At 55.5% G+C, this 21,119-nt stretch carries 19 protein-coding genes; all 19 read right to left on the bottom strand.

Annotated elements, in window-relative coordinates; translation table 11 throughout:
* Positions 1–9 precede the first annotated feature (9 nt).
* Positions 10–1,479 carry an ATP-binding protein gene (locus tag H7698_RS05740; protein ID WP_194690844.1) on the bottom strand — a complete coding sequence of 490 codons (1,470 nt, stop codon included), beginning with the start codon at positions 1,477–1,479 and terminating at the stop codon, positions 10–12.
* Positions 1,479–3,644: a Mu transposase C-terminal domain-containing protein gene (locus H7698_RS05735; RefSeq protein ID WP_017341693.1), complete on the bottom strand. Its 2,166-nt coding sequence runs from the start codon at positions 3,642–3,644 to the stop codon at positions 1,479–1,481. The genes H7698_RS05740 and H7698_RS05735 overlap by 1 nt, the downstream gene beginning before the upstream one ends.
* A complete protein-coding gene (locus tag H7698_RS05730; RefSeq protein ID WP_017341694.1) occupies positions 3,641–4,498 on the bottom strand; it encodes a TnsA endonuclease N-terminal domain-containing protein in 858 nt (285 codons plus the stop codon). Before H7698_RS05730 ends, H7698_RS05735 begins: the two co-directional genes overlap by 4 nt.
* Positions 4,499–4,777: 279 nt before the next feature.
* Positions 4,778–6,610: a glutamine--fructose-6-phosphate transaminase (isomerizing) gene (gene glmS, locus H7698_RS05725; RefSeq protein WP_194690843.1), complete on the bottom strand. Its 1,833-nt coding sequence runs from the start codon at positions 6,608–6,610 to the stop codon at positions 4,778–4,780.
* Position 6,611: 1 nt separating this feature from the next.
* Positions 6,612–7,388, bottom strand: a complete 777-nt coding sequence (locus H7698_RS05720) for a DeoR/GlpR family DNA-binding transcription regulator (RefSeq protein ID WP_162437616.1) — start codon at positions 7,386–7,388, stop codon at positions 6,612–6,614.
* 224 nt (positions 7,389–7,612) lie between these two features.
* Positions 7,613–8,980 carry a bifunctional UDP-N-acetylglucosamine diphosphorylase/glucosamine-1-phosphate N-acetyltransferase GlmU gene (glmU, locus tag H7698_RS05715; protein ID WP_194690842.1) on the bottom strand — a complete coding sequence of 456 codons (1,368 nt, stop codon included), beginning with the start codon at positions 8,978–8,980 and terminating at the stop codon, positions 7,613–7,615.
* A gap of 117 nt (positions 8,981–9,097) precedes the next feature.
* A complete protein-coding gene (locus H7698_RS05710; protein ID WP_007969909.1) occupies positions 9,098–9,523 on the bottom strand; it encodes a F0F1 ATP synthase subunit epsilon in 426 nt (141 codons plus the stop codon).
* Between the two features lie 45 nt (positions 9,524–9,568).
* Positions 9,569–10,948, bottom strand: a complete 1,380-nt coding sequence (gene atpD, locus H7698_RS05705) for a F0F1 ATP synthase subunit beta (RefSeq protein WP_150630634.1) — start codon at positions 10,946–10,948, stop codon at positions 9,569–9,571.
* A gap of 27 nt (positions 10,949–10,975) precedes the next feature.
* A complete protein-coding gene (atpG, locus tag H7698_RS05700; protein WP_150582364.1) occupies positions 10,976–11,836 on the bottom strand; it encodes a F0F1 ATP synthase subunit gamma in 861 nt (286 codons plus the stop codon).
* Positions 11,837–11,886: 50 nt separating this feature from the next.
* Positions 11,887–13,431 carry a F0F1 ATP synthase subunit alpha gene (atpA, locus tag H7698_RS05695; RefSeq protein WP_008155713.1) on the bottom strand — a complete coding sequence of 515 codons (1,545 nt, stop codon included), beginning with the start codon at positions 13,429–13,431 and terminating at the stop codon, positions 11,887–11,889.
* A gap of 21 nt (positions 13,432–13,452) precedes the next feature.
* The gene (locus H7698_RS05690; protein ID WP_059403768.1) at positions 13,453–13,989 is read right to left on the bottom strand and encodes a F0F1 ATP synthase subunit delta; all 537 of its coding nucleotides are present in this window, start codon (positions 13,987–13,989) and stop codon (positions 13,453–13,455) included.
* 12 nt (positions 13,990–14,001) lie between these two features.
* Positions 14,002–14,472 carry a F0F1 ATP synthase subunit B gene (locus H7698_RS05685; RefSeq protein ID WP_008027535.1) on the bottom strand — a complete coding sequence of 157 codons (471 nt, stop codon included), beginning with the start codon at positions 14,470–14,472 and terminating at the stop codon, positions 14,002–14,004.
* Positions 14,473–14,528: 56 nt separating this feature from the next.
* Positions 14,529–14,786, bottom strand: a complete 258-nt coding sequence (gene atpE / locus H7698_RS05680) for a F0F1 ATP synthase subunit C (protein WP_002555987.1) — start codon at positions 14,784–14,786, stop codon at positions 14,529–14,531.
* Between the two features lie 133 nt (positions 14,787–14,919).
* On the bottom strand, positions 14,920–15,789 hold the full coding sequence (gene atpB, locus H7698_RS05675; RefSeq protein WP_162437614.1) for a F0F1 ATP synthase subunit A: 870 nt from the start codon (positions 15,787–15,789) through the stop codon (positions 14,920–14,922).
* A 16-nt stretch (positions 15,790–15,805) separates the two neighbouring features.
* Entirely contained in the window at positions 15,806–16,213 is a 408-nt protein-coding gene (locus H7698_RS05670; RefSeq protein WP_162437613.1) for a F0F1 ATP synthase subunit I, read from the bottom strand.
* A 148-nt stretch (positions 16,214–16,361) separates the two neighbouring features.
* Entirely contained in the window at positions 16,362–17,234 is an 873-nt protein-coding gene (locus H7698_RS05665) for a ParB/RepB/Spo0J family partition protein (protein WP_007948093.1), read from the bottom strand.
* 9 nt (positions 17,235–17,243) lie between these two features.
* The gene (locus H7698_RS05660; protein WP_007934331.1) at positions 17,244–18,041 is read right to left on the bottom strand and encodes a ParA family protein; all 798 of its coding nucleotides are present in this window, start codon (positions 18,039–18,041) and stop codon (positions 17,244–17,246) included.
* An 18-nt stretch (positions 18,042–18,059) separates the two neighbouring features.
* Positions 18,060–18,704, bottom strand: a complete 645-nt coding sequence (rsmG, locus tag H7698_RS05655) for a 16S rRNA (guanine(527)-N(7))-methyltransferase RsmG (protein ID WP_194690841.1) — start codon at positions 18,702–18,704, stop codon at positions 18,060–18,062.
* Positions 18,701–20,599 (bottom strand): tRNA uridine-5-carboxymethylaminomethyl(34) synthesis enzyme MnmG, encoded by a 1,899-nt coding sequence (gene mnmG, locus H7698_RS05650; protein ID WP_194690840.1) that lies wholly within the window; start codon positions 20,597–20,599, stop codon positions 18,701–18,703. Before mnmG ends, rsmG begins: the two co-directional genes overlap by 4 nt.
* Positions 20,600–21,119 lie beyond the last annotated feature (520 nt).

The following is a 21,119-nucleotide window of genomic DNA, read 5'->3' as shown; positions in this document are numbered from 1 at the left end:
ACCTTTTATTCACCCCTTCCGATACAACGGAGAGAACTCAAATAGATCTCTGTTTATCCAACCGGCGCTCTTCAACGCCTCAATGGAGTCTTCACTTTCACTTAACGCCTGTGCCTCTGACGTCTCAACCGCCACCGCCGAAGGAGGCTGCGATTTGAGTGGGTTAACGGGCGCCGCATTAGGCTTTGGGGCACTATTGTCGCTGCGACTGATGACACTGCGCAGCAACGCCAGTCGCTCCGGCCGAGCCAAACCATCGAACGCCATCATGTCGCTTAGTTGGTCTTCAATCGGAAGCAAATCGTCGAACTGCCGCATCCGTTTCGGATCTCGGCTTCGCAGGGCGGACAAAGCTGGCTTCAATATTTGCATCTTGGTGTTGCTCACCAACGCGATTGTCTCGGCGGTAACGCATTCCGAACCACTCTGGATCGCATACCTCTGACTGAGCACCAAAAGCTTCACCAAAAAGTCGGTGACGCCTTGTGTATGCTCATACAGCGCATCAAACACTTCTTCGGTCAGTTCGACCGGCTGCTGGTACCACTGATAGCTCCAGAGGTTTTCAACGAGCATTCGCCACTCGTCATCGTCCTTCTCAAAGCGTTTAAATTCGAGTACCCCGACGCCGCAGCAACGCCGTGCGTTGCGCATGACGTCCGAAAATAGGCTAATCATCGAATTTGTCCCGATGAACACCACGGGAATGCCGATGTTGTTCACTAGATGGAGGAAGAAATTCAGCATGTTGTCCTTGCCCCCAGTTTTCGCCAGGTGCAGGTTCTGTAGTTCGTCGATCAACAGAGCGCCGATGAAAAATGTACTCGCAACCTGCTCCATTTGTTGCAACGAGTCATTGATGTTCCGAGCCCGATGCCGCTTGTAGTAATCCTCATCACCTAACGCTCGCCCGACCGCATAGAAGAATTGCTGACAGAAGCCTGCCAGTGACCCATCTCGGGGGCAGTCAAGCTTGAGCCAGGTGATCTGGGTATGAACGAACTGCTTTCCTTCATAACGCTCGTGTCGGATCGTTTGAGGGTAGAGACTCAAAATGGCTTCAAGGGCGGTGGACTTCCCAATGCCACTAAGGCCAACCAGACTGAACGTTTCGGCAGTCGACTTGAATCCATCGTGGTAGCGCTGTGCACCCGAAAGCGAGTGTAGATGTCTGACAGTGTCTGGAGAGGTCGGGTTGCGTCCGACGTACCCTCGTCGAACCAGCAATGAAAATACGGACTCCAGATCAATATGGACCAACAGAGGCTGAACCACCGTCCTCAACCGGTCGATACAGTGGATCCGAGTCGAACGGTCAAGGGCGAGCTCTTCTGGATCAACAGGACGGGGAAAATTCGAGATCAGTTGGATTGCTACCTCTTCTGAGAAGATAGGTGGCAGCGCTTCGATGAGCGGATTTCCCGCGTAGTCCGCTATCGCCTGCTTGGTGTAGCTTGCGAAAACTTGGGCGCCTTTCATTAGTTTTGTCCTGGGCGGAGTCGTTTGAGCATATCGATGACCTGAGCGCTGCGAGGGCCGGCAAAGTTCTCCGAGCGTTCTGGGGCGGTCTCTGCCTTTTGCCCAGGCGGGTCAATCCTCACACCCTCTGGCACATGGGCGGTCTCCCGCTCCTTGAGGCGTTCAACAGCGCGGTTCTCACGAATATTTCCAATCATCTCGGCCTTGGTCGCAGGGACTGGCTCTTCTTTTCGCTCAGCCATCGCACCACTGACGATTTGATTAACCTCCTCTAGAAGCGAAATCCGACTCTCCAACTCAGCGCGTTTATGAGCCGGTGGAGCCTGGCGGTAAGCTTCGAGCAGGTCGAAAATTTCATCGGATCGATAATCAGCATACTTGTGATCGGACTTACGCAAATCGCAACGGATGAACTGTTTGTTGTCGCCCCGGATCCAAATATGTGCCGCGGAATTTGGATCATACCAACACTCTATAGACCAAACCCCGCGGCTACGGGCTTTCGCAAACCAGTTGTTCTCGATCGCTACATCACAGACATAGTGCATCCCTCGGAATAGCACACCACCCTTTTGCACCGTTGCTTGCTCGCGCGGAAGCAAATGGAGATAGACCAGCTCGTCGGGATGATTGTTTGGTTCGACGTGGCCATTTTCCAACGCCCAAGTCCAAATACCTACCGGCGTCGGGTCGACACCGTCGTTCATCATCTCTTGAGTGAGCCTGTCGGGCTGCCGGTTGAAGCGGTTATAGTGAAGGACGCACTGGATGATGATCTTAGTGAACTCTTTCATGCTCAGCGTCGCGTCGAGTCGGTAATCTCGCTCGCCACGCTCCTTCTCCCTGGCCGCTACGCCACCTGGTAGCCACCTGATGCCCGTCAAATCGTTCAGGATACCGAACCGACTCTCCACCATCGACTTCCAGTCCGGCCGGTAAGGCGGAGCGATTCCCAGCTCGATATTCAGGCCAGTGGCAAGACCTTCAGCTGCTTTCCCCAACATCTCGCCTCGATCAGCGTAGATGTGATGCGGGAGGTGGTGACAGGCCCATTCTTCGGGATCGATTGTGACCCCGTTGGTAGCGCAAAACTGAACCTTCGAAGTGAAAGCGTTGAACAGCGCTTGCCTGGCTCCGTTCCAGCTCGGCCCCTCCAACCCGATGTAGAGACCGACGATCATGCCGGAGAAGCTATCGATGACGACGTACACCACCGGCCGTCCAATGAGCATCCGCCTGGAGTAGCCGTTCACGAGATAAATGTCAGCAATGGTGGCATCGATCTCAAACTGATGGCAGGGGCCACGAAGCCAGTCACGCACGGTTCCAGAAAGGGGGCGGCAATCTTTTAGCCACTTCCGCATTCCCTTACGCCCGCGTTCAGTTTCAACTTCGTCGAAATATTGCTTTCCCCAATAATCGAACTGCCTGAAGGAAGGAATTTCCGAATCGGGTAGGAGGCGACCACCCGATTCTGGATTTTTCGAAAGGTCTTTCGCTGTGTAGAACCTTCTAAGCATCTCGACATAGGCGCTGGTTATCGTAGAAGTCTTATCCCCCACGAATAACGAGTAACCGACACGGATACAGCGCTTATCCACGGCATCAATAAGCTTGGTCGGCGAAACGGCAATACCTTGGTATCGTGGTTTTCTGCCGGGCGGTTTTGCGGGATCATACTTGCGCTCAGGAACTCCGACGCCCGCGTAGTTTTTCAAGAGCGCATTTCGAACCTGGCCATTGATCCAGTAACGGTACAGAAGTCGATAGATACTCTTGCGCTGCATGCCAAGCTCAACAGCTCTAGCGCCCACCATTCGCCCCATCTCATCGGGAGCAAATATCTGACCTGGGTAATCTGAGTCGATCAGGGGAGCGATGATGTTCCACTTTTCATCCCTTTCCCGCTTCTTTTTCTCATCCAGGTCATCCTCTAGCACTAAGAGAAACTCAGGCGTAACAACCTTGGATGGCTTCGTATCGCCTGCTATGACAGAGCCGCGAAGCTCTTCCAAGCCCAAACCAATCGGTTGGCGTGGCGGGTCCGTTAATTGGATCAAAACTACCGCATCGTATCGCTCACTGAGATACAAGACCCTAACGATACCAGGCACGACGGAAAACTCAGTGACCGGTTCAAAAATATCATTGACTTGGACTTTCATGATAAGCCCTCCGCCGCCAGTGAAATTTTTATTGGGTTTTCGATGATTTCAAAGGTTGGTAGTAGTGCAGTCATTTGAATGGGAGTACCAACCAAATCTACGTTGATCGACTTGGACCATATCAGGTGATGATATAAAGCCCGAGAATCTTGATAGGAGATAAATAAACGTGCGGCAATCTTTCGCAGACTTTCAGCAGTACTCCAAGGGTATGGACGGCAGCTAGCTAAGTGCTCCAGAAAATCTGAATGTAATGAGGGCTCTACCAAAGCGCGCGGCAGCTGAGCGAATTTCCTGAGCAAGCCTAAGTTTTTGATCAAATCGGGACTGAACATTTCTTCAGTGACAATGGCCCAATCAACGTGTTGACCAGCCCAGAAACGCTTTTCGATCTCAAGTTTTTCCAACGTTCTCCTGGCTTGTTTGCCTTCGAGGTCGCTGCGGTATTTGATTGTTCGTGCTACGGATTTAAAGCTGCCATCGGGCTTTTTTATTGTTAATAAAAAATCCGTGGTCATGACGTAAGGAAGCACTGTCTTCGGATACCTGGGGTATCGCACTCCGATAGAGCTAGCGATTGCTTGAGCACTTTCTCGCGGCAGCAATGGATACTGCTCGCGTATATCCACAACATCTTCCGAAAATTCACATACCAAAAAATAGGCGCGTTCTAGGTCAGAAAAGAGGTGATGGAGGCGATCGATCTTCACACCTTGGATCTTATGGGAGCGTCCTCTGGAAGGCACGTCTTGGACGCGCAGCCAGGGCAGATAACTGGCACCAGCACCGCTACCGAATCCATTCGTAATATGCCGCTGAATATCTGTCTCAGACGAAAACCTACGACCGCGCAATGCTACCTCCTTCGTCCGCCGGGACCGCCTCTCCTCGCCCTGAAAATAGTTATAGGAAAAAATCGTCCACCATCTGCCGATGGTACAGCGCTCTTTAGCCTACTCCCGGAGCGGGAAGAAGCGGAGAATCTAGACCGACGGCTCAGCCCAAAAATGGAAACCCCCGTAGATACGGGGGTTTCGGCCTTGTGTCAATCTATGTTGCGTCGTGTCAATCTTTATTGTTTTGTGTCAATCTTTATTGTTAGAAACCAGCGCGTTAACCAGATTGTGGATAACTTATTCCACAGTCACCGACTTCGCCAGGTTACGTGGCTGGTCAACGTCAGTGCCTTTCAGCACGGCGACGTAGTACGACAGCAACTGCAAAGGGATGGTGTAGAGGATTGGCGACAGGATGTCGTGGATGTGCGGCATGTGCACAACGTGGGTGCCTTCGCCATTGGTCATGCCGGCCTTCTCGTCTGCGAAGACGATCAGCTCGCCGCCACGGGCGCGGACTTCCTGAAGGTTGGACTTCAGTTTTTCCAGCAGCTCGTTGTTCGGTGCAACGGTCACCACTGGCATGTCGTTATCCACAAGCGCCAACGGGCCGTGTTTCAACTCACCGGCCGGGTAGGCCTCTGCGTGGATGTAGGAAATTTCCTTGAGCTTGAGAGCCCCTTCCATTGCTACCGGGAATTGCGCGCCACGACCCAGGAACAGTGTGTGGTTCTTCTCGGCGAACAATTCGGCGATTTTCTCCACGGTGCTGTCCATGGCCAGGGCTTCACCCAGGCGAGTTGGCAGACGACGGAGCTCTTCGACCAAGGTGGCTTCGACGCCTGCGCCCAACGTACCGCGAACCTGGCCCAAGGACAGGGTCAGCAACAACAGGCCGACCAATTGGGTGGTAAAGGCTTTGGTCGAGGCCACGCCGATTTCGCGACCGGCCTGGGTCAACAGGGTCAGGTCGGACTCGCGCACCAGCGAGCTGATGCCCACGTTGCAGATGGCCAGACTGGCGAGGAAGCCCAGTTCTTTGGCATTGCGCAGGGCTGCCAGTGTGTCGGCGGTTTCGCCGGATTGGGAGATGGTCACGAACAGGGTGTTCGGCTGCACAACCACTTTGCGGTAGCGGAATTCGCTGGCGACTTCGACCTGGCACGGGATACCGGCCAGCTCTTCCAGCCAGTAACGGGCAACCATGCCGGCGTGGTAACTGGTGCCACAGGCGACGATTTGCACGTTGCGAACTTTGGCGAACAGCTCGGCAGCTTGTGGACCGAATGCCTGTACCAGCACACCGTTCGGGCTTAGGCGACCTTCAAGAGTACGTTGCACCACAGCCGGTTGCTCGTGGATTTCCTTGAGCATGAAGTGGCGGAATTCGCCTTTGTCAGCGGCTTCGGCGCCGTCGCGGTACTGGACGCTTTCACGCTCGACAACCTGACCGTTTACATCCCAGATCTGCACGCTATCGCGGCGAATGTCCGCGATATCGCCTTCTTCCAGGTACATGAAGCGGTCGGTGACCTGACGCAGGGCCAATTGGTCGGAGGCGAGGAAGTTCTCGCCCATGCCCAAACCTATGACCAATGGGCTACCACTGCGAGCGGCGACCAGACGGTCCGGCTGCTTCGCGCTGATTACGGCCAGACCATAAGCGCCATGCAGTTCTTTGACAGTGGCTTTCAGCGCAACGGTCAGGTCAGGCAGGTCTTTGAGTTTGTGGTTCAGCAGGTGCGCGATGACTTCAGTGTCAGTGTCCGACGTGAACACATAGCCCATCGCTTTGAGTTGTGCACGCAGCGCTTCGTGGTTCTCAATGATGCCGTTGTGCACCACCGCCAGATCGCCAGAGAAATGCGGGTGAGCATTGCGTTCGCACGGAGCGCCGTGAGTGGCCCAACGGGTGTGGGCGATGCCGAGGCGACCGACCAGAGGTTCTACTTCCAAGGCCAGTTCCAGCTCGCTGACTTTGCCCGGACGACGCATACGCTCCAGCTTTTCGTCGTTGGTGTAGACCGCTACACCGGCGCTGTCATAACCACGGTACTCGAGGCGCTTCAGGCCTTCGAGCAAGATGGCGGTGATGTTACGTTCTGCGACTGCGCCGACAATTCCACACATGCTATTTCTCCTGACTGACAGCAGCGCAGATCAAAGTGATTCCGCGCGCCTGAATCTGATCGCGTGCTTCTAGCGGCAGGCGATCATCGGTAATAAGGGTATGGACACTGCCCCATGGCAGTTCCAGGTTTGGAATCTTGCGGCCGATCTTGTCGGCCTCAACCATCACCACGACTTCGCGAGCAACATCAGCCATGACTCGACTGAGTCCCAGCAATTCGTTGAAGGTGGTTGTACCGCGTACCAGGTCGATGCCATCGGCACCGATGAACAACTGGTCGAAGTCGTAAGAGCGTAGTACCTGCTCGGCAACCTGCCCTTGAAAGGACTCGGAATGCGGGTCCCAGGTGCCACCGGTCATCAATAGCACCGGTTCATGTTCCAGTTCGCTTAACGCGGTGGCGACATGCAGGGAGTTGGTCATCACGACTAGACCGGGCTGTTGCCCGAGTTCTGGAATCATCGCTGCGGTCGTGCTGCCGCTATCGATGATGATCCGCGCATGTTCGCGGATTCGCGTGACTGCAGCGCGGGCGATGGCCTGTTTGTATTTCGAGATCGGTTGGCCGATGTCGGCGACCAGTTCTTGAGGCATGGTAATCGCACCACCGTAACGGCGAAGCAGCAGACCATTGCTTTCAAGTGCTGCCAGGTCCTTGCGGATCGTAACTTCCGAAGTTTCGAAGCGCTTGGCCAACTCATCCACACTGACTTCGCCCTGCTCGTTGAGCAAGGCGAGGATGTTGTGGCGGCGTTGTGGTGTATTACGCTTCGACATGAGCTGGTAAGTTTCGATTCGAAAGATAACGGAAGCAATCAAAACCTATCGGCGAAACTTCGTCAAGCGGGAAGCGACAAAAAATCTGTGGATAAACGCATCGCGGGCAAGCCTTGCTCCTACAGAAACAGGTTGTTCATAACTTTAATGAACGACTTTCTATTTGTAGGAGCAAAGCTTGCCCGCGATAGTTATCGACAGACACCAACGGATCTGTGGATAACTCAGCTCTTCTGGATTTTTACCGGACGCTTCCAACCGTCGATATTTTTCTGGCGCGCTCTGCCCACAGCCAATTGTGCGTTATCCACATTCTGCGTGATGGTCGAGCCGGCTGCAGTGGTTGCGCCGTCGGAGATATCCACAGGCGCCACCAACGAATTGTTGGAGCCGATGAACACGTCTTCACCCAATACGGTTTTCCACTTATTCACACCATCGTAGTTGCAAGTGATGGTGCCTGCACCGATGTTGGTACGAGCCCCGACCTCGGCATCACCGAGATAGGACAGGTGACCGGCTTTGGCGCCTTCGCCCAAATGAGCATTCTTGAGTTCAACGAAGTTACCCACATGCGCGCGAGCTTCGAGCACGCTACCCGGACGCAAACGAGCGAATGGGCCGGCATCGCTGCCTTCACCCATGATTGCGCCATCGATGTGGCTGTTCGCCTTGATCACCACGCCTTTGCGCAGGGTGCTGTCCTTGATGACGCAGTTCGGGCCGATCACCACATCGTCCTCAATGACTACTTTGCCTTCGAGGATCACGTTGATGTCGATCAGCACGTCGCGGCCGACGGTGACTTCACCGCGGACATCAAAACGCGCCGGGTCGCGCAGCGTTACGCCCTGAGCCATCAAACGAAGGCCGGCGCGAAGTTGATAATGACGCTCGAGTTCGGACAGCTGTTTGCGATCATTGGCGCCCTGCACTTCCATGGCGTCATGAGCTTGTTCGGTGGCCACCACCAAACCATCGCTGACCGCCATGGCAATCACGTCGGTGAGGTAATACTCGCCTTGGGCGTTGTTATTGGAGAGCCGGCTCATCCAGCCACTCAGTTGCGCAAAAGGCATTGCCAGGATGCCGGTGTTGCCTTCAGTGATTGCACGCTGAGTTTCGTTGGCGTCCTTTTGCTCAACGATGGCTGTCACCTGACCTTGGGCATCGCGAACGATACGGCCATATCCGGTCGGGTCGTCCAGTTCCACAGTGAGCAAGCCAAGCTGTTTGGCCGCGACTTTCTTCAGCAGACGCTGCAGGGTTTCAACTTCGATCAACGGAACATCGCCGTACAGAATCAGCACGGTATCGGATTCGATGAAGGGCACCGCTTGAGCAACGGCGTGACCGGTCCCCAGTTGCTTGTCCTGCAGGACAAAATTCAGGTCATCCGCCGCCAGACGCTCACGTACCGCGTCGGCACCATGACCGATCACCACGTGAATGCGCTGTGGGTCCAGCTGCCGCGCAGTGTGGATAACATGGCCAAGCATGGAATTGCCGGCAATCGGGTGCAGCACTTTCGGCAGTGCCGAACGCATGCGAGTGCCTTGGCCTGCGGCGAGGATAACGATTTCTAGAGACATGACTGGCTACCAATCCTGGGTGGTCAGCGGCTGCGACCAGGTGATGAATATCGGAAAAGAAAAAAGGGTAGCCGAGGCTACCCTTTTTAATCAATCGCACAACAAAGTATCGACCTGTTAGTGGCCGAACTTCTTGCGGATTTGCTGAACGGTGCGCAGCTGAGCTGCGGCCTCGGCCAGACGTGCGGCGGCGGAACCGTAATCGAACTCCGCGCCCCGCTCATGCAAGGCCTTCTCGGCAGCCTTAACGGCTTCCTGAGCGGAGGCTTCGTCCAGGTCGGCAGCACGTTGCACAGTATCGGCAAGTACCTTGACCATGTTCGGCTGAACCTCGAGGAAACCACCGGAGATGTAATACACCTCCTCTTCCCCGCCCTGCTTGACCAGGCGGATCGGGCCCGGCTTGAGATTAGTGATCAGCGGCGCGTGACCCAGGGCGATACCAAGATCACCCAGTGCACCGTGCGCAATCACCATCTCGACCAGGCCGGAAAAGATTTCCCCTTCCGCGCTGACGATATCGCAATGGACTGTCATAGCCATCTGATTGCCTCAACCTAAATTAGCGCCCGTTGCCGGGCGCCGGGATTACAGTTTCTTGGCTTTCTCGATCGCTTCTTCGATGCCGCCGACCATGTAGAACGCTTGTTCTGGCAGGTGGTCGTAGTCACCGTTGAGGATGCCTTTGAAGCCAGCAATGGTGTCTTTCAGGGAAACGTATTTACCCGAAGCACCGGTGAAGACTTCAGCCACGAAGAACGGCTGCGACAAGAAACGCTGGATCTTACGAGCACGGTTTACCAACTGCTTGTCGGTTTCCGACAGCTCGTCCATACCCAGGATCGCAATGATGTCCTTCAGTTCTTTGTAACGCTGCAGAACATACTGTACGCCGCGAGCGGTGTCGTAGTGGTCCTGGCCGATTACGTTCGGATCCAGCTGGCGCGAAGTCGAGTCGAGTGGATCGACCGCTGGGTAGATACCCAGGGAAGCGATGTCACGGGACAGAACGACGGTGGCGTCCAAGTGGGCGAAAGTGGTCGCTGGCGACGGGTCAGTCAAGTCATCCGCAGGTACGTATACCGCTTGGATCGAGGTGATCGAACCGTTTTTGGTCGAAGTGATACGCTCTTGCAGAGTACCCATCTCTTCGGCCAGGGTCGGCTGGTAACCTACTGCGGAAGGCATACGGCCCAGCAGTGCGGATACTTCAGTACCGGCCAGGGTGTAACGATAGATGTTGTCGACGAACAGCAGAACGTCGTTACCTTCGTCACGGAACTTCTCGGCCATGGTCAGGCCGGTCAGTGCTACGCGCAGACGGTTACCCGGCGGCTCGTTCATCTGACCGTAAACCAGTGCCACTTTGTCCAGAACGTTGGAATCCTTCATCTCGTGGTAGAAGTCGTTACCCTCACGAGTACGCTCACCCACACCGGCGAACACGGAATAACCGCTGTGCTCGATGGCGATGTTACGGATCAGTTCCATCATGTTTACGGTTTTGCCTACACCGGCACCACCGAACAGACCTACTTTACCGCCCTTGGCGAACGGGCATACCAGGTCGATAACCTTGATGCCGGTTTCCAGCAGGTCGTTGCCGCCCGCTTGTTCAGCGAAGGTTGGCGCAGGACGGTGAATGCCCCAGCGCTCTTCGGTGTCGATCGGGCCAGCTTCGTCGATCGGGTTGCCCAGAACGTCCATGATCCGGCCCAGAGTCGCTTTACCGACTGGTACGGAGATGGCTGCGCCGGAATCGGTGACTTCCAGACCGCGCTTCAAGCCCTCGGTGGAACCCATCGCAATGGTACGTACCACGCCGTCGCCCAGCTGCTGCTGAACTTCCAGGGTGGTGCCTGCATCGCTTTTTACACTCAAAGCGTTGTAGATGCTCGGTACGCTGTCGCGTGGAAATTCCACGTCGATAACGGCGCCGATGATTTGAACGATACGTCCGCTACTCATAGCTGGATCCTCTGAATATTTGAACCGTTAAACCGCGGCAGCGCCGCCGACGATTTCCGAGATCTCTTGGGTGATCGCAGCCTGACGCGCCTTGTTGTAGACCAGCTGCAAATCGCTGATCAAATCACCGGCGTTGTCGGTAGCGTTCTTCATCGCGATCATCCGCGCAGCTTGTTCAGCCGCGTTGTTCTCGACCACCGCCTGGTAGACCTGCGACTCCACGTAACGGACCATCAAGCCGTCAAGCAGCTCTTTGGCGTCCGGTTCGTACAGATAATCCCAGTGGTGCTTGAGTTCCTGTTCCGGGGTTGCCACCAATGGAATCAACTGCTCCACGGTAGGCTGTTGCGTCATGGTGTTGATGAACTTGTTGGACACCACGGACAGGCGGTCAATACGGCCGTCCAGGTAGGCATCCAGCATCACCTTGACGCTGCCGATCAGGTCATTGATCGACGGCTCTTCACCCAGGTGGCTGATAGCTGCTACGACGTTACCGCCGAAGTTGCGGAAGAAAGCCGCACCTTTGCTACCAACAACACACAGATCGATCTCGACGCCGTTTTCGCGGTTTACCGCCATGTCCTTGACCAGAGCCTTGAACAGGTTGGTGTTCAAGCCACCACACAGACCACGGTCACTGCTCACCACAACATAACCGACGCGCTTTACTTCACGGTCGAGCATGAACGGGTGGCGATATTCCGGGTTGGCGTTGGCCAGATGGCCAATAACCTGGCGGATGCGCTCCGCGTAAGGACGGCTAGCAGCCATGCGCATTTGTGCCTTGCGCATTTTACTGACCGCCACTTTTTCCATGGCGCTGGTAATCTTTTGCGTGCTTTTGATGCTCGCAATCTTACTGCGAATCTCTTTTGCGCCTGCCATGTAACACCTATCAGGTTAGCAAGCGGGAGCCTCGCGGCTCCCGCTGCGGCTTACCAGGTTTGGGTGGCCTTGAACTTCTCGATACCGGCTTTCATGCCAGCGTCGATTTCGTCATTGAAGTCACCCTTCACGTTGATCTTCGCCATCAAATCGGCGTGATCGCGGTTGAAGAAAGCAATCAGCGCTTGTTCGAAGCTGCCGATCTTGGCGATTTCAACGTCAGTCAGGAACCCACGCTCAGCGGCATACAGCGACAGCGCCATGTCAGCGATCGACATTGGTGCGTATTGCTTCTGCTTCATCAGCTCGGTAACGCGCTGACCATGCTCAAGTTGCTTACGGGTCGCTTCGTCCAGGTCAGAAGCGAACTGGGCGAATGCCGCCAGTTCACGGTACTGAGCCAGAGCGGTACGGATACCACCGGAGAGCTTCTTGATGATCTTGGTCTGAGCGGCACCACCCACACGGGATACCGAAACACCGGCGTTCACTGCAGGACGGATCCCGGAGTTGAACATGGCCGATTCCAGGAAGATCTGACCGTCGGTGATGGAAATCACGTTGGTCGGAACGAACGCGGAAACGTCGCCAGCCTGGGTTTCAATGATCGGCAGTGCGGTCAGGGAACCGGTTTTGCCGGTCACTGCGCCGTTGGTGAACTTCTCTACGTACTCTTCCGAAACGCGGGATGCGCGCTCCAGCAGACGGGAGTGGAGATAGAACACGTCGCCTGGGTAAGCTTCACGGCCTGGTGGACGGCGCAGCAGCAGGGAAATCTGGCGATAAGCCACTGCTTGCTTGGACAGATCGTCATAAACGATCAGCGCGTCTTCACCGCGGTCGCGGAAGAATTCACCCATGGTGCAACCGGAGTACGGAGCCAGGAATTGCAGTGCTGCAGATTCCGAAGCGCTCGCGGCAACGACGATGGTGTTAGCCAGTGCGCCGTTTTCTTCCAGCTTGCGAACCACGTTAGCGATGGTCGATTGTTTCTGACCGATGGCTACGTAGACGCAGAAAATACCGCTGTTTTTCTGGTTGATGATCGCGTCGATTGCCAGAGCGGTTTTACCGATCTGACGGTCACCGATGATCAGCTCACGCTGGCCACGGCCGACAGGAATCATGGCATCGACAGCCTTGTAGCCAGTCTGTACAGGCTGGTCTACCGACTTACGCCAGATCACGCCTGGAGCAACTTTCTCGACCGCGTCGGTCTCGGTGTTGTTCAGCGGACCTTTGCCGTCAACTGGGTTACCCAGTGCGTCGACTACGCGACCCAGCAGTTCCTTACCAACCGGAACTTCGAGGATGCGGCCGGTGCACTTGGCGCTCATGCCTTCAGCCAGAGACTGGTAGGAGCCCAAAACTACGGCACCTACGGAGTCTTGCTCCAGGTTGAGAGCCATACCGAAGACGCCGCCCGGAAACTCGATCATCTCGCCGTACATAACGTCGGCCAGACCGTGAATCCGCACGATACCGTCAGATACGCTGACGACAGTGCCTTCGTTACGGGCTTGGGAGGTCACATCGAGCTTGTCGATGCGGCCCTTGATAATTTCACTTATTTCGGAAGGATTGAGTTGCTGCATTGCTCTGCTGCCCCTTCAAACTCAAGATTTCAATGCTTCGGCAAGGCTCGCGAGTTTGCCGCGAACCGAGCCATCGATAACCAGGTCGCCGGCGCGGATGACAATGCCCCCAATAAGGGATTTGTCTTCCTCGACTTGCAGGCGCACTTCCCGGTTGAGTCGTGCACTGAGAACCTTGGCGAGTTTGTCTTGCTGTTCTTGGTTCAATGCAAAAGCACTGGTTACTTCAACGTCTACCGATTTCTCTTGTTCGGCCTTGTACAGGTCGAACAGAGCGGATATCTCCGGCAAAAGCGGGAGACGGTCGTTTTCGGCAACGACGTGAATGAAGTTCTGTGCCTTGGCATCAAACTTGTCGCCGCACACGTCAATAAACGTGGCGGCCTTGTCTGCGCTCGTCAGTCGCGGGGCCTTGAGCACGCGCTGCATGGTGTCGTCTTGCGACACTGCTGCAGCCAGGCCGAGCATGGCTGACCAAGAGGCCAGTTGCTGGTGGGCCTGGGCGTGCTCGAAGGCTGCCTTAGCGTAAGGTCGGGCCAACGTGGTCAATTCTGCCATGATCGCCCTCGCTTAAATTTCAGCAGCCAGTTTGTTTACCAGCTCCGCGTGCGCGTTTTGATCGATTGTGGCACCCAGGATCTTCTCGGCGCCGCCAACGGCCAGTGCACCCAATTGGGCACGCAGCGCGTCTTTGACACTGTTCAGTTCCTGCTCGATCTCGGCCTGAGCCTGAACCTTCACACGGTCAGCGTCGATACGGGCTTTTTCAACAGCCTCTTCAACAATCTGGTTACCGCGTTTCTTGGCTTGCTCAATGATTTCGGCTGCCTGAGCTTTTGCTTCGCGCAGTTGCTGACCCGCTTTATCTTGGGCCAGCTCCAGGTCGCGAGCTGCTCGGGCGGCAGCGTCCAGTCCATCCGCGATCTTCTTCTGACGTTCGTGCAAAGCCGCGATGACCGGAGGCCACACGAACTTCATGCAAAACAGTACAAAAATGAAGAACGCAACGGACTGGCCAATCAGGGTTGCATTAATGTTCACGCCAACACCTCGCTCGTTCGTTGCACATCACACCAATTACTCGAAGGTTCGAGTAATTAGCCAGCGAGTTGACCAACGAATGGGTTCGCGAAAGTGAAGAACAGAGCGATACCAACACCGATCATGGTCACGGCGTCGAGCAGACCGGCGACGATGAACATTTTAACTTGCAGCATTGGAACCATTTCTGGTTGACGCGCTGCGCCTTCCAGGAACTTGCCGCCCAACAGGCCGAAACCAATTGCGGTACCCAGTGCGCCCAGGCCGATCAACAGTGCAACAGCGATAGCGGTTAGACCAACTACAGTTTCCATCTTTCCTCCCGACTTTTACGTCGTATGGTTTAGGTTTTTTAGATTTTAAAGCGGTAAAACAAATCGTTTCATAGCCCTGTTCGGGCACCCACCCGTTTGACCGGGTGGGACATCAGACTAGTCGAGACTGGTCTTAATGGTTCTCTTCGTGCGCCATCGACAGGTAGACGATGGTCAACATCATGAAGATAAACGCCTGCAGGGTGATGATCAGGATGTGGAACACAGCCCACGCCCACTGCAGTACTACGCCCAGGCCGCTAAGCCAGAGCAGACCGCTGCCGAACATCACAGCAATCAGAATGAAGACCAGCTCGCCGGCGTACATGTTGCCGAACAGACGCAGTGCCAGGGAGATAGGCTTGGCGATCAGCGTCACGAACTCCAGCAGGAAGTTCACCGGGATCAGCAGGGCTTGAAGGAAAATATTCTTGCTGCCGAACGGGTGCAGGGTCAGTTCGCCGATGAAGCCGCCGATGCCCTTGACCTTGATGCTGTAGAAAATGATCAACGCGAACACCGACAGGGCCATGCCCAGGGTAGCGTTCGGGTCAGTGGTCGATACGGCACGGAACGGAATGTGCGCATCACCAGTGATGAGGATGGCCAGCTGAGGAATCCAGTCAACCGGGATCAGGTCGACAGCGTTCATCAGGAAGACCCAGACGAAGATGGTCAGTGCCAGCGGTGCAATCACCGGGCTACGGCCATGGAAGCTGTCTTTCACGCTGCCATCGACGAATTCGACCAATACTTCAACGAAGTTTTGCAAAGCACCAGGCTGACCCGATGTCGCTTTCTTTGCCGCCATGCGGAAAAGAAGAACGAAAATCAGACCCAACGCGACCGACCAGCCGAGTGTATCGACGTGGAAAGCCCAGAAGCCCATTTCTTTGGCTTCTGCTGCGGTGTGGGCAAAACCCCACCCGCCTGTTGGGTGCTGACCGAAGGTCAGGTTCTGCAAGTGGTGCTGGATATAGCCCGAAGCGGTTGTCTCTGCCATGGTTGCCTCAAACGCCCTAAGGTCTCGAAAGTCTTGTTCTCATCAGCAGGGGCGCGAACCAGCTGACCAGTTGGGTCAACACGAAGACGCCGAATACAGCTAGCGGCGCCAATGGCTTCACACCTGCGAACGTCAATGCAAAGAGCACTGCCGTCAAAATCAGTTTGCCCGCCTCACCGGCATAAAAAGACCGGACGATGGCTTGGGCTGCTCGGGCGCCGGAAAACCGAAATGCCCTGTGAGCGAAATAAACATTGGGCAGCAAGGCTATCAGGCCTCCGCAAAGTCCCGAATACCCGGCTACGACTCCATGCCAGTACCAAAGCGCCAAAGCGGCCAGTACCAAAACGACAAATTGAGCCAGTAAGACCGGAAAAACTGCCAGGCGATGGAACGGCAAGCGGTTTGGCGTGCGTCTTTCCATCACTATTGCTCTCCAATGGTCGGCTGCCAGAATTCAATAACTTGGCATAATTTGTGCCGACAAAATGCGCGCAGAGTATAGGGGCGGTTCTGCCCCTATTCAACTGTCAGGTAGTGATTTCCGACTGCACGCTACATGAGGAAATGTTTCAGCGAATGTGTGCGAGCACACCCTGAAGCTCATCGAGGGAGTTGTAACCAATCACCAACTGCCCCTTCCCCTTCTTTCCGTGTCGAATCTGCACCGCAGAGCCTAGGCGCTCGGCCAGGCGCTGCTCGAGTCGGGCGATATCCGGGTCCGGTTTAACCGGTTCGGCAGGCTCTTGTTTGCCACTTAACCACTGGCGAACCAGTGCCTCAGTCTGGCGCACAGTCAGCCCCCGTGCGACAACATGTCGCGCCCCTTCAACCTGTTGATTTTCAGGCAAACCGAGCAAAGCACGTGCGTGACCCATTTCCAGGTCACCGTGCGACAGCATGGTTTTTATAACTTCAGGCAACGCGATCAAGCGTAGCAGGTTGGCCACGGTTACGCGGGACTTGCCTACCGCTTCCGCGACCTGTTGCTGTGTCAGCTGGAATTCGTGCTGCAATCGCTGCAGGGCGACCGCCTCCTCGATCGGATTGAGGTCCTCACGCTGGATGTTCTCGATCAGCGCCATCGCGATCGCGGTTTCATCCGGTACATCGCGGACCATGGCCGGAATGGTTTCCTGGCCAGCCTGCTGGCTTGCGCGCCAACGGCGTTCACCGGCAATAATTTCGAAGCGCCCACTGCCGATGGGGCGAACCACGATCGGCTGCATGACGCCTTGGGCCTTGATCGACTGCGCCAGTTCTTCCAGCGCTTGAGGATCCATGTCTCGACGCGGCTGGTACTTCCCGCGCTGGATCAGGTCCAGCGGCAGGTGCTGCAGCTCACGTTGGTCTGCTTGCACCGCCTGCTCTTCCAGCGAACTGACAGTAGGACCACTCAGCAGTGCATCCAGTCCACGTCCGAGACCTCGTTTCTTGACGGCCATGGGGATTCCTTAAGTTGCCTGAGCGGCGGCGGTGCGTGAGTTTTTGCGTTGGCGGCGAACCATCTCGCCCGCCAATGCAAGATAGGCAATGGCGCCTCGCGAAGACTTGTCGTAAGCCAGCGCAGGCATGCCGTAGCTTGGCGCTTCGGCCAGGCGGATGTTGCGCGGAATCACGGTGTCGTAAAGCTGATCGCCGAAGTGTTCCTTGAGCTGCGCAGAAACATCGTTCATCAGGCTCAGTCGCGGATCGTACATAGTCCGCAAGAGGCCTTCGACTTTCAGATTCGGGTTCAGCAGCTCAGCAATACGCTTGATGTTATCCACAAGGTCGCTCAAGCCTTCGAGTGCAAAGTACTCGCACTGCATGGGGATAATTACCCCGTCAGCAGCCACAAGAGCGTTGAGTGTCAGCATCGAAAGCGACGGTGGGCAATCGATCAGAATGTAATCGTAGTTTTCACGGATCGGCGCCAGCGCACTGCGCAGACGGCTTTCCTTCATCTGCATTTCCAGCAGAACCACTTCTGCCGCGGTCAGGTCGCGGTTGGCCGGCAACAGCTGGTAACCACCGTGCTCGGAGTAATGCATGGCCTGAGCCAGATCGCATTCACCGATCAACAGGTCGTAGACCGAGTTTTCCAGGCCGTGTTTATCCACACCGCTACCCATGGTGGCGTTGCCCTGTGGATCGAGATCGATCAACAGCACCCTGCGCTTGGTTGCAACCAGGGATGCTGCGAGGTTGATGCAGGTGGTGGTTTTACCCACACCACCCTTTTGGTTCGCAATCGCGAATACCTTAGCCATTCTTGCTTTTGTTCCCAATCATGCCGTGCGGCGCAGTATCAGCAGATGACGTTGGCCTTGGCAACCAGGTACGGCCAGGGCGTGTTCGCTATCGAGGTGGAAGTCTGCCGGCAATGCTACCAGCTCATCGGCTGGATGAACGCCCTTCATTGCCAGCCAACGCGTATCGGTATCGCCGAGGTGGCGAGTCCAGTTGGTGAAATTCTCCATGCTGCTGAATGCCCGGGAGATGATCCCGTTGAAGGGCTGTGCAGGCTGGAAAGCTTCCACGCGACTGTGGATAACTTGCAAATTATCCAGTTTGAGTTCGAGTTTTACCTGGGTGAGGAACCGGGTTTTCTTGCCATTGCTGTCCAGACAGGTCACCTGCGACTCCGGAAACAGGATGGCCAACGGAATACCCGGCATGCCGCCGCCGCTACCCACGTCCAGCCATCGACCGTTTTCGACAAACGACATCACGCTGAGACTATCGAGCAAGTGACGGGAAACCATTTCGTCCGGATCCCGGACTGCGGTCAGGTTGTAAGCCTTGTTCCATTTAATCAACAGGGCCAGATAGCCCAACAACTGGGCGTGCTGGACCTCTGTCAGGGTGACACCGAGCTGGCGAGCACCTGTGGATAACTCTTCGGCGTGTTGCGAGGTGACCAACGAACTCAAGCGCTTTGCTCCAACTGACGGCCCGCGCCGCGTTTTTTCAAATGAATCATCAACAGCGAAATGGCTGCTGGAGTAACACCCGGAATACGCGAAGCCTGGCCGAGAGTCTCCGGACGCGTAGCGCCGAGCTTGCTCTGGATCTCTTTCGAGAGACCGGAAATGTTCGTGTAATCGATATCCACAGGCAATTTCGTGTCTTCACTGGCACGCAGGCGAGCGATTTCATCCTGTTGACGATCGATGTAGCCGGCGTACTTGGTCTTGATTTCGACCTGTTCTGCGACTTGTGGATCTTCCGCACCGCGACCTGTCACTGCGATCAGACCAGCGTAGTCAATTTCCGGACGACTCAGCAGATTGAGCAGATTGTATTCGTGGGTCAGCGGCGTTCCGAACTTCTCGGAAATCGCATCGCCCTGCTCGGTGCCTGGACGAACCCAGGTACTTTTCAGGCGCTGTTCTTCCAGCGTGATGCTTTCACGTTTGGTGCAGAAAGCAGCCCAACGCGCGTCATCGACCAGACCCAGCTCGCGACCTTTTTCGGTCAACCGCAGGTCCGCATTGTCTTCACGCAGGATCAGGCGGTACTCGGCACGGGAAGTGAACATCCGGTACGGCTCTTGAGTGCCGAGGGTAATCAGGTCGTCAACCAACACGCCGATGTACGCCTCGTCGCGACGCGGACACCAGGCGTCTTTGCCCTGCGCACGCAGCGCGGCATTAGCCCCGGCCAGTAATCCCTGGGCACCGGCTTCTTCGTAACCGGTCGTCCCGTTGATTTGGCCAGCGAAGAACAAACCGCCAATCACCTTGGTTTCCAGGCTGTATTTCAGGTCACGCGGATCGAAATAGTCGTATTCGATGGCATAGCCCGGCCGCACGATGTGCGCGTTTTCCATACCGCGGATCGACTGCACGATCTGCAATTGCACGTCGAACGGCAAGGAGGTGGAGATCCCGTTCGGGTACAGCTCGTTGGTGGTAAGTCCTTCCGGCTCGATGAAGACCTGGTGGCTTTCCTTGTCGGCAAAGCGATGAATCTTGTCTTCGATCGACGGGCAGTACCGAGGGCCAATGCCTTCGATCAGCCCTGCATCGGAATACATCGGCGAACGGTCGAGGTTGGCGGCGATGATCTCGTGTGTACGGGCGTTGGTGTGGGTAATCCAGCAGCTCACCTGTTTGGGGTGTTGCTCTTTGGAGCCCATGAACGACATCACCGGGATTGGCGTATCACCCGCTTGCTCGGTCATCACCGAGAAATCCACGGAACGACCGTCGATACGCGGTGGTGTGCCGGTTTTCAAACGACCGACGCGCAACGGCAATTCACGCAAACGGTGCGCTAGAGCGATTGAGGGCGGATCACCGGCACGGCCGCCGGAAAAATTCTGCATCCCTATGTGGATAAGTCCACCGAGGAACGTGCCGGTGGTCAATACCACTGAATCGGCGAAGAAACGAAGACCCATTTGGGTCACTACGCCGCGCACTTGTTCCTGCTCAACGATCAGGTCGTCGGCAGCTTGCTGAAATATCCACAGGTTGGGCTGGTTTTCCAGTGCTTCGCGGACTGCTGCCTTGTAGAGAACCCGATCTGCCTGAGCGCGAGTGGCTCGTACGGCTGGGCCTTTACGGCTGTTCAAAACGCGAAACTGGATGCCGCCTTTATCGGTAGCCATGGCCATCGCGCCGCCCAGGGCATCGATTTCCTTGACCAGATGGCTTTTGCCAATCCCACCGATAGCGGGGTTGCAACTCATGGCGCCGAGGGTTTCCACGTTATGCGTCAGCAACAGGGTTTTTGCCCCCATACGTGCTGAGGCCAGTGCTGCCTCGGTACCGGCATGACCGCCGCCGATGACGATCACTTCAAAACGGGAAGGGAAATCCACCACGCACCTCGTGCCTGCTTCAGTTAGGTAATCAGGAATAGTTTGAGCTCAGGTTTTTGGACCTGGTCGACAAGTATAGGGACTTCGCCCTTCCTAAAGAACCCTTTGCACAAAATTTAACCAGCTGTGGAGAAGTCGGGATAATAGAAATTAAAAAGAGAGAAATTTATTAAATCTTTGTTTTTATGTTTATTTCTACTGAGGCTATGTTCTGTGGGTAGATGTCTACAGGCCTTTATTATCAATGTGTACAGAGATTCAAAACCCTGTGTTCATGTGCCAATGAGCGCGTTGGATAACCGGTGTAAGCCTGTGGATTAAAGAGGTGGTTATCCACAGGGGTGGTTATATCCAGTTTTCAGGCCCTGTTATCAACTGCCCTTAGTGATGGTTATTCACAGGGCTTAATCCACAGAAATCGTCCATTTGGCCGAACCTCGGGCACGAAAAATTCGCCCGACGGTGTCATGGCAGTGCATAAGAGGGGAAAAGTAGCCGCCGAGCAGTCGATGCCTGGTAG

The organism is Pseudomonas sp. p50(2008) (assembly GCF_015351605.1).
Lineage (GTDB): Bacteria > Pseudomonadota > Gammaproteobacteria > Pseudomonadales > Pseudomonadaceae > Aquipseudomonas.
This window is presented reverse-complemented; position numbering and strand designations above follow the sequence as displayed.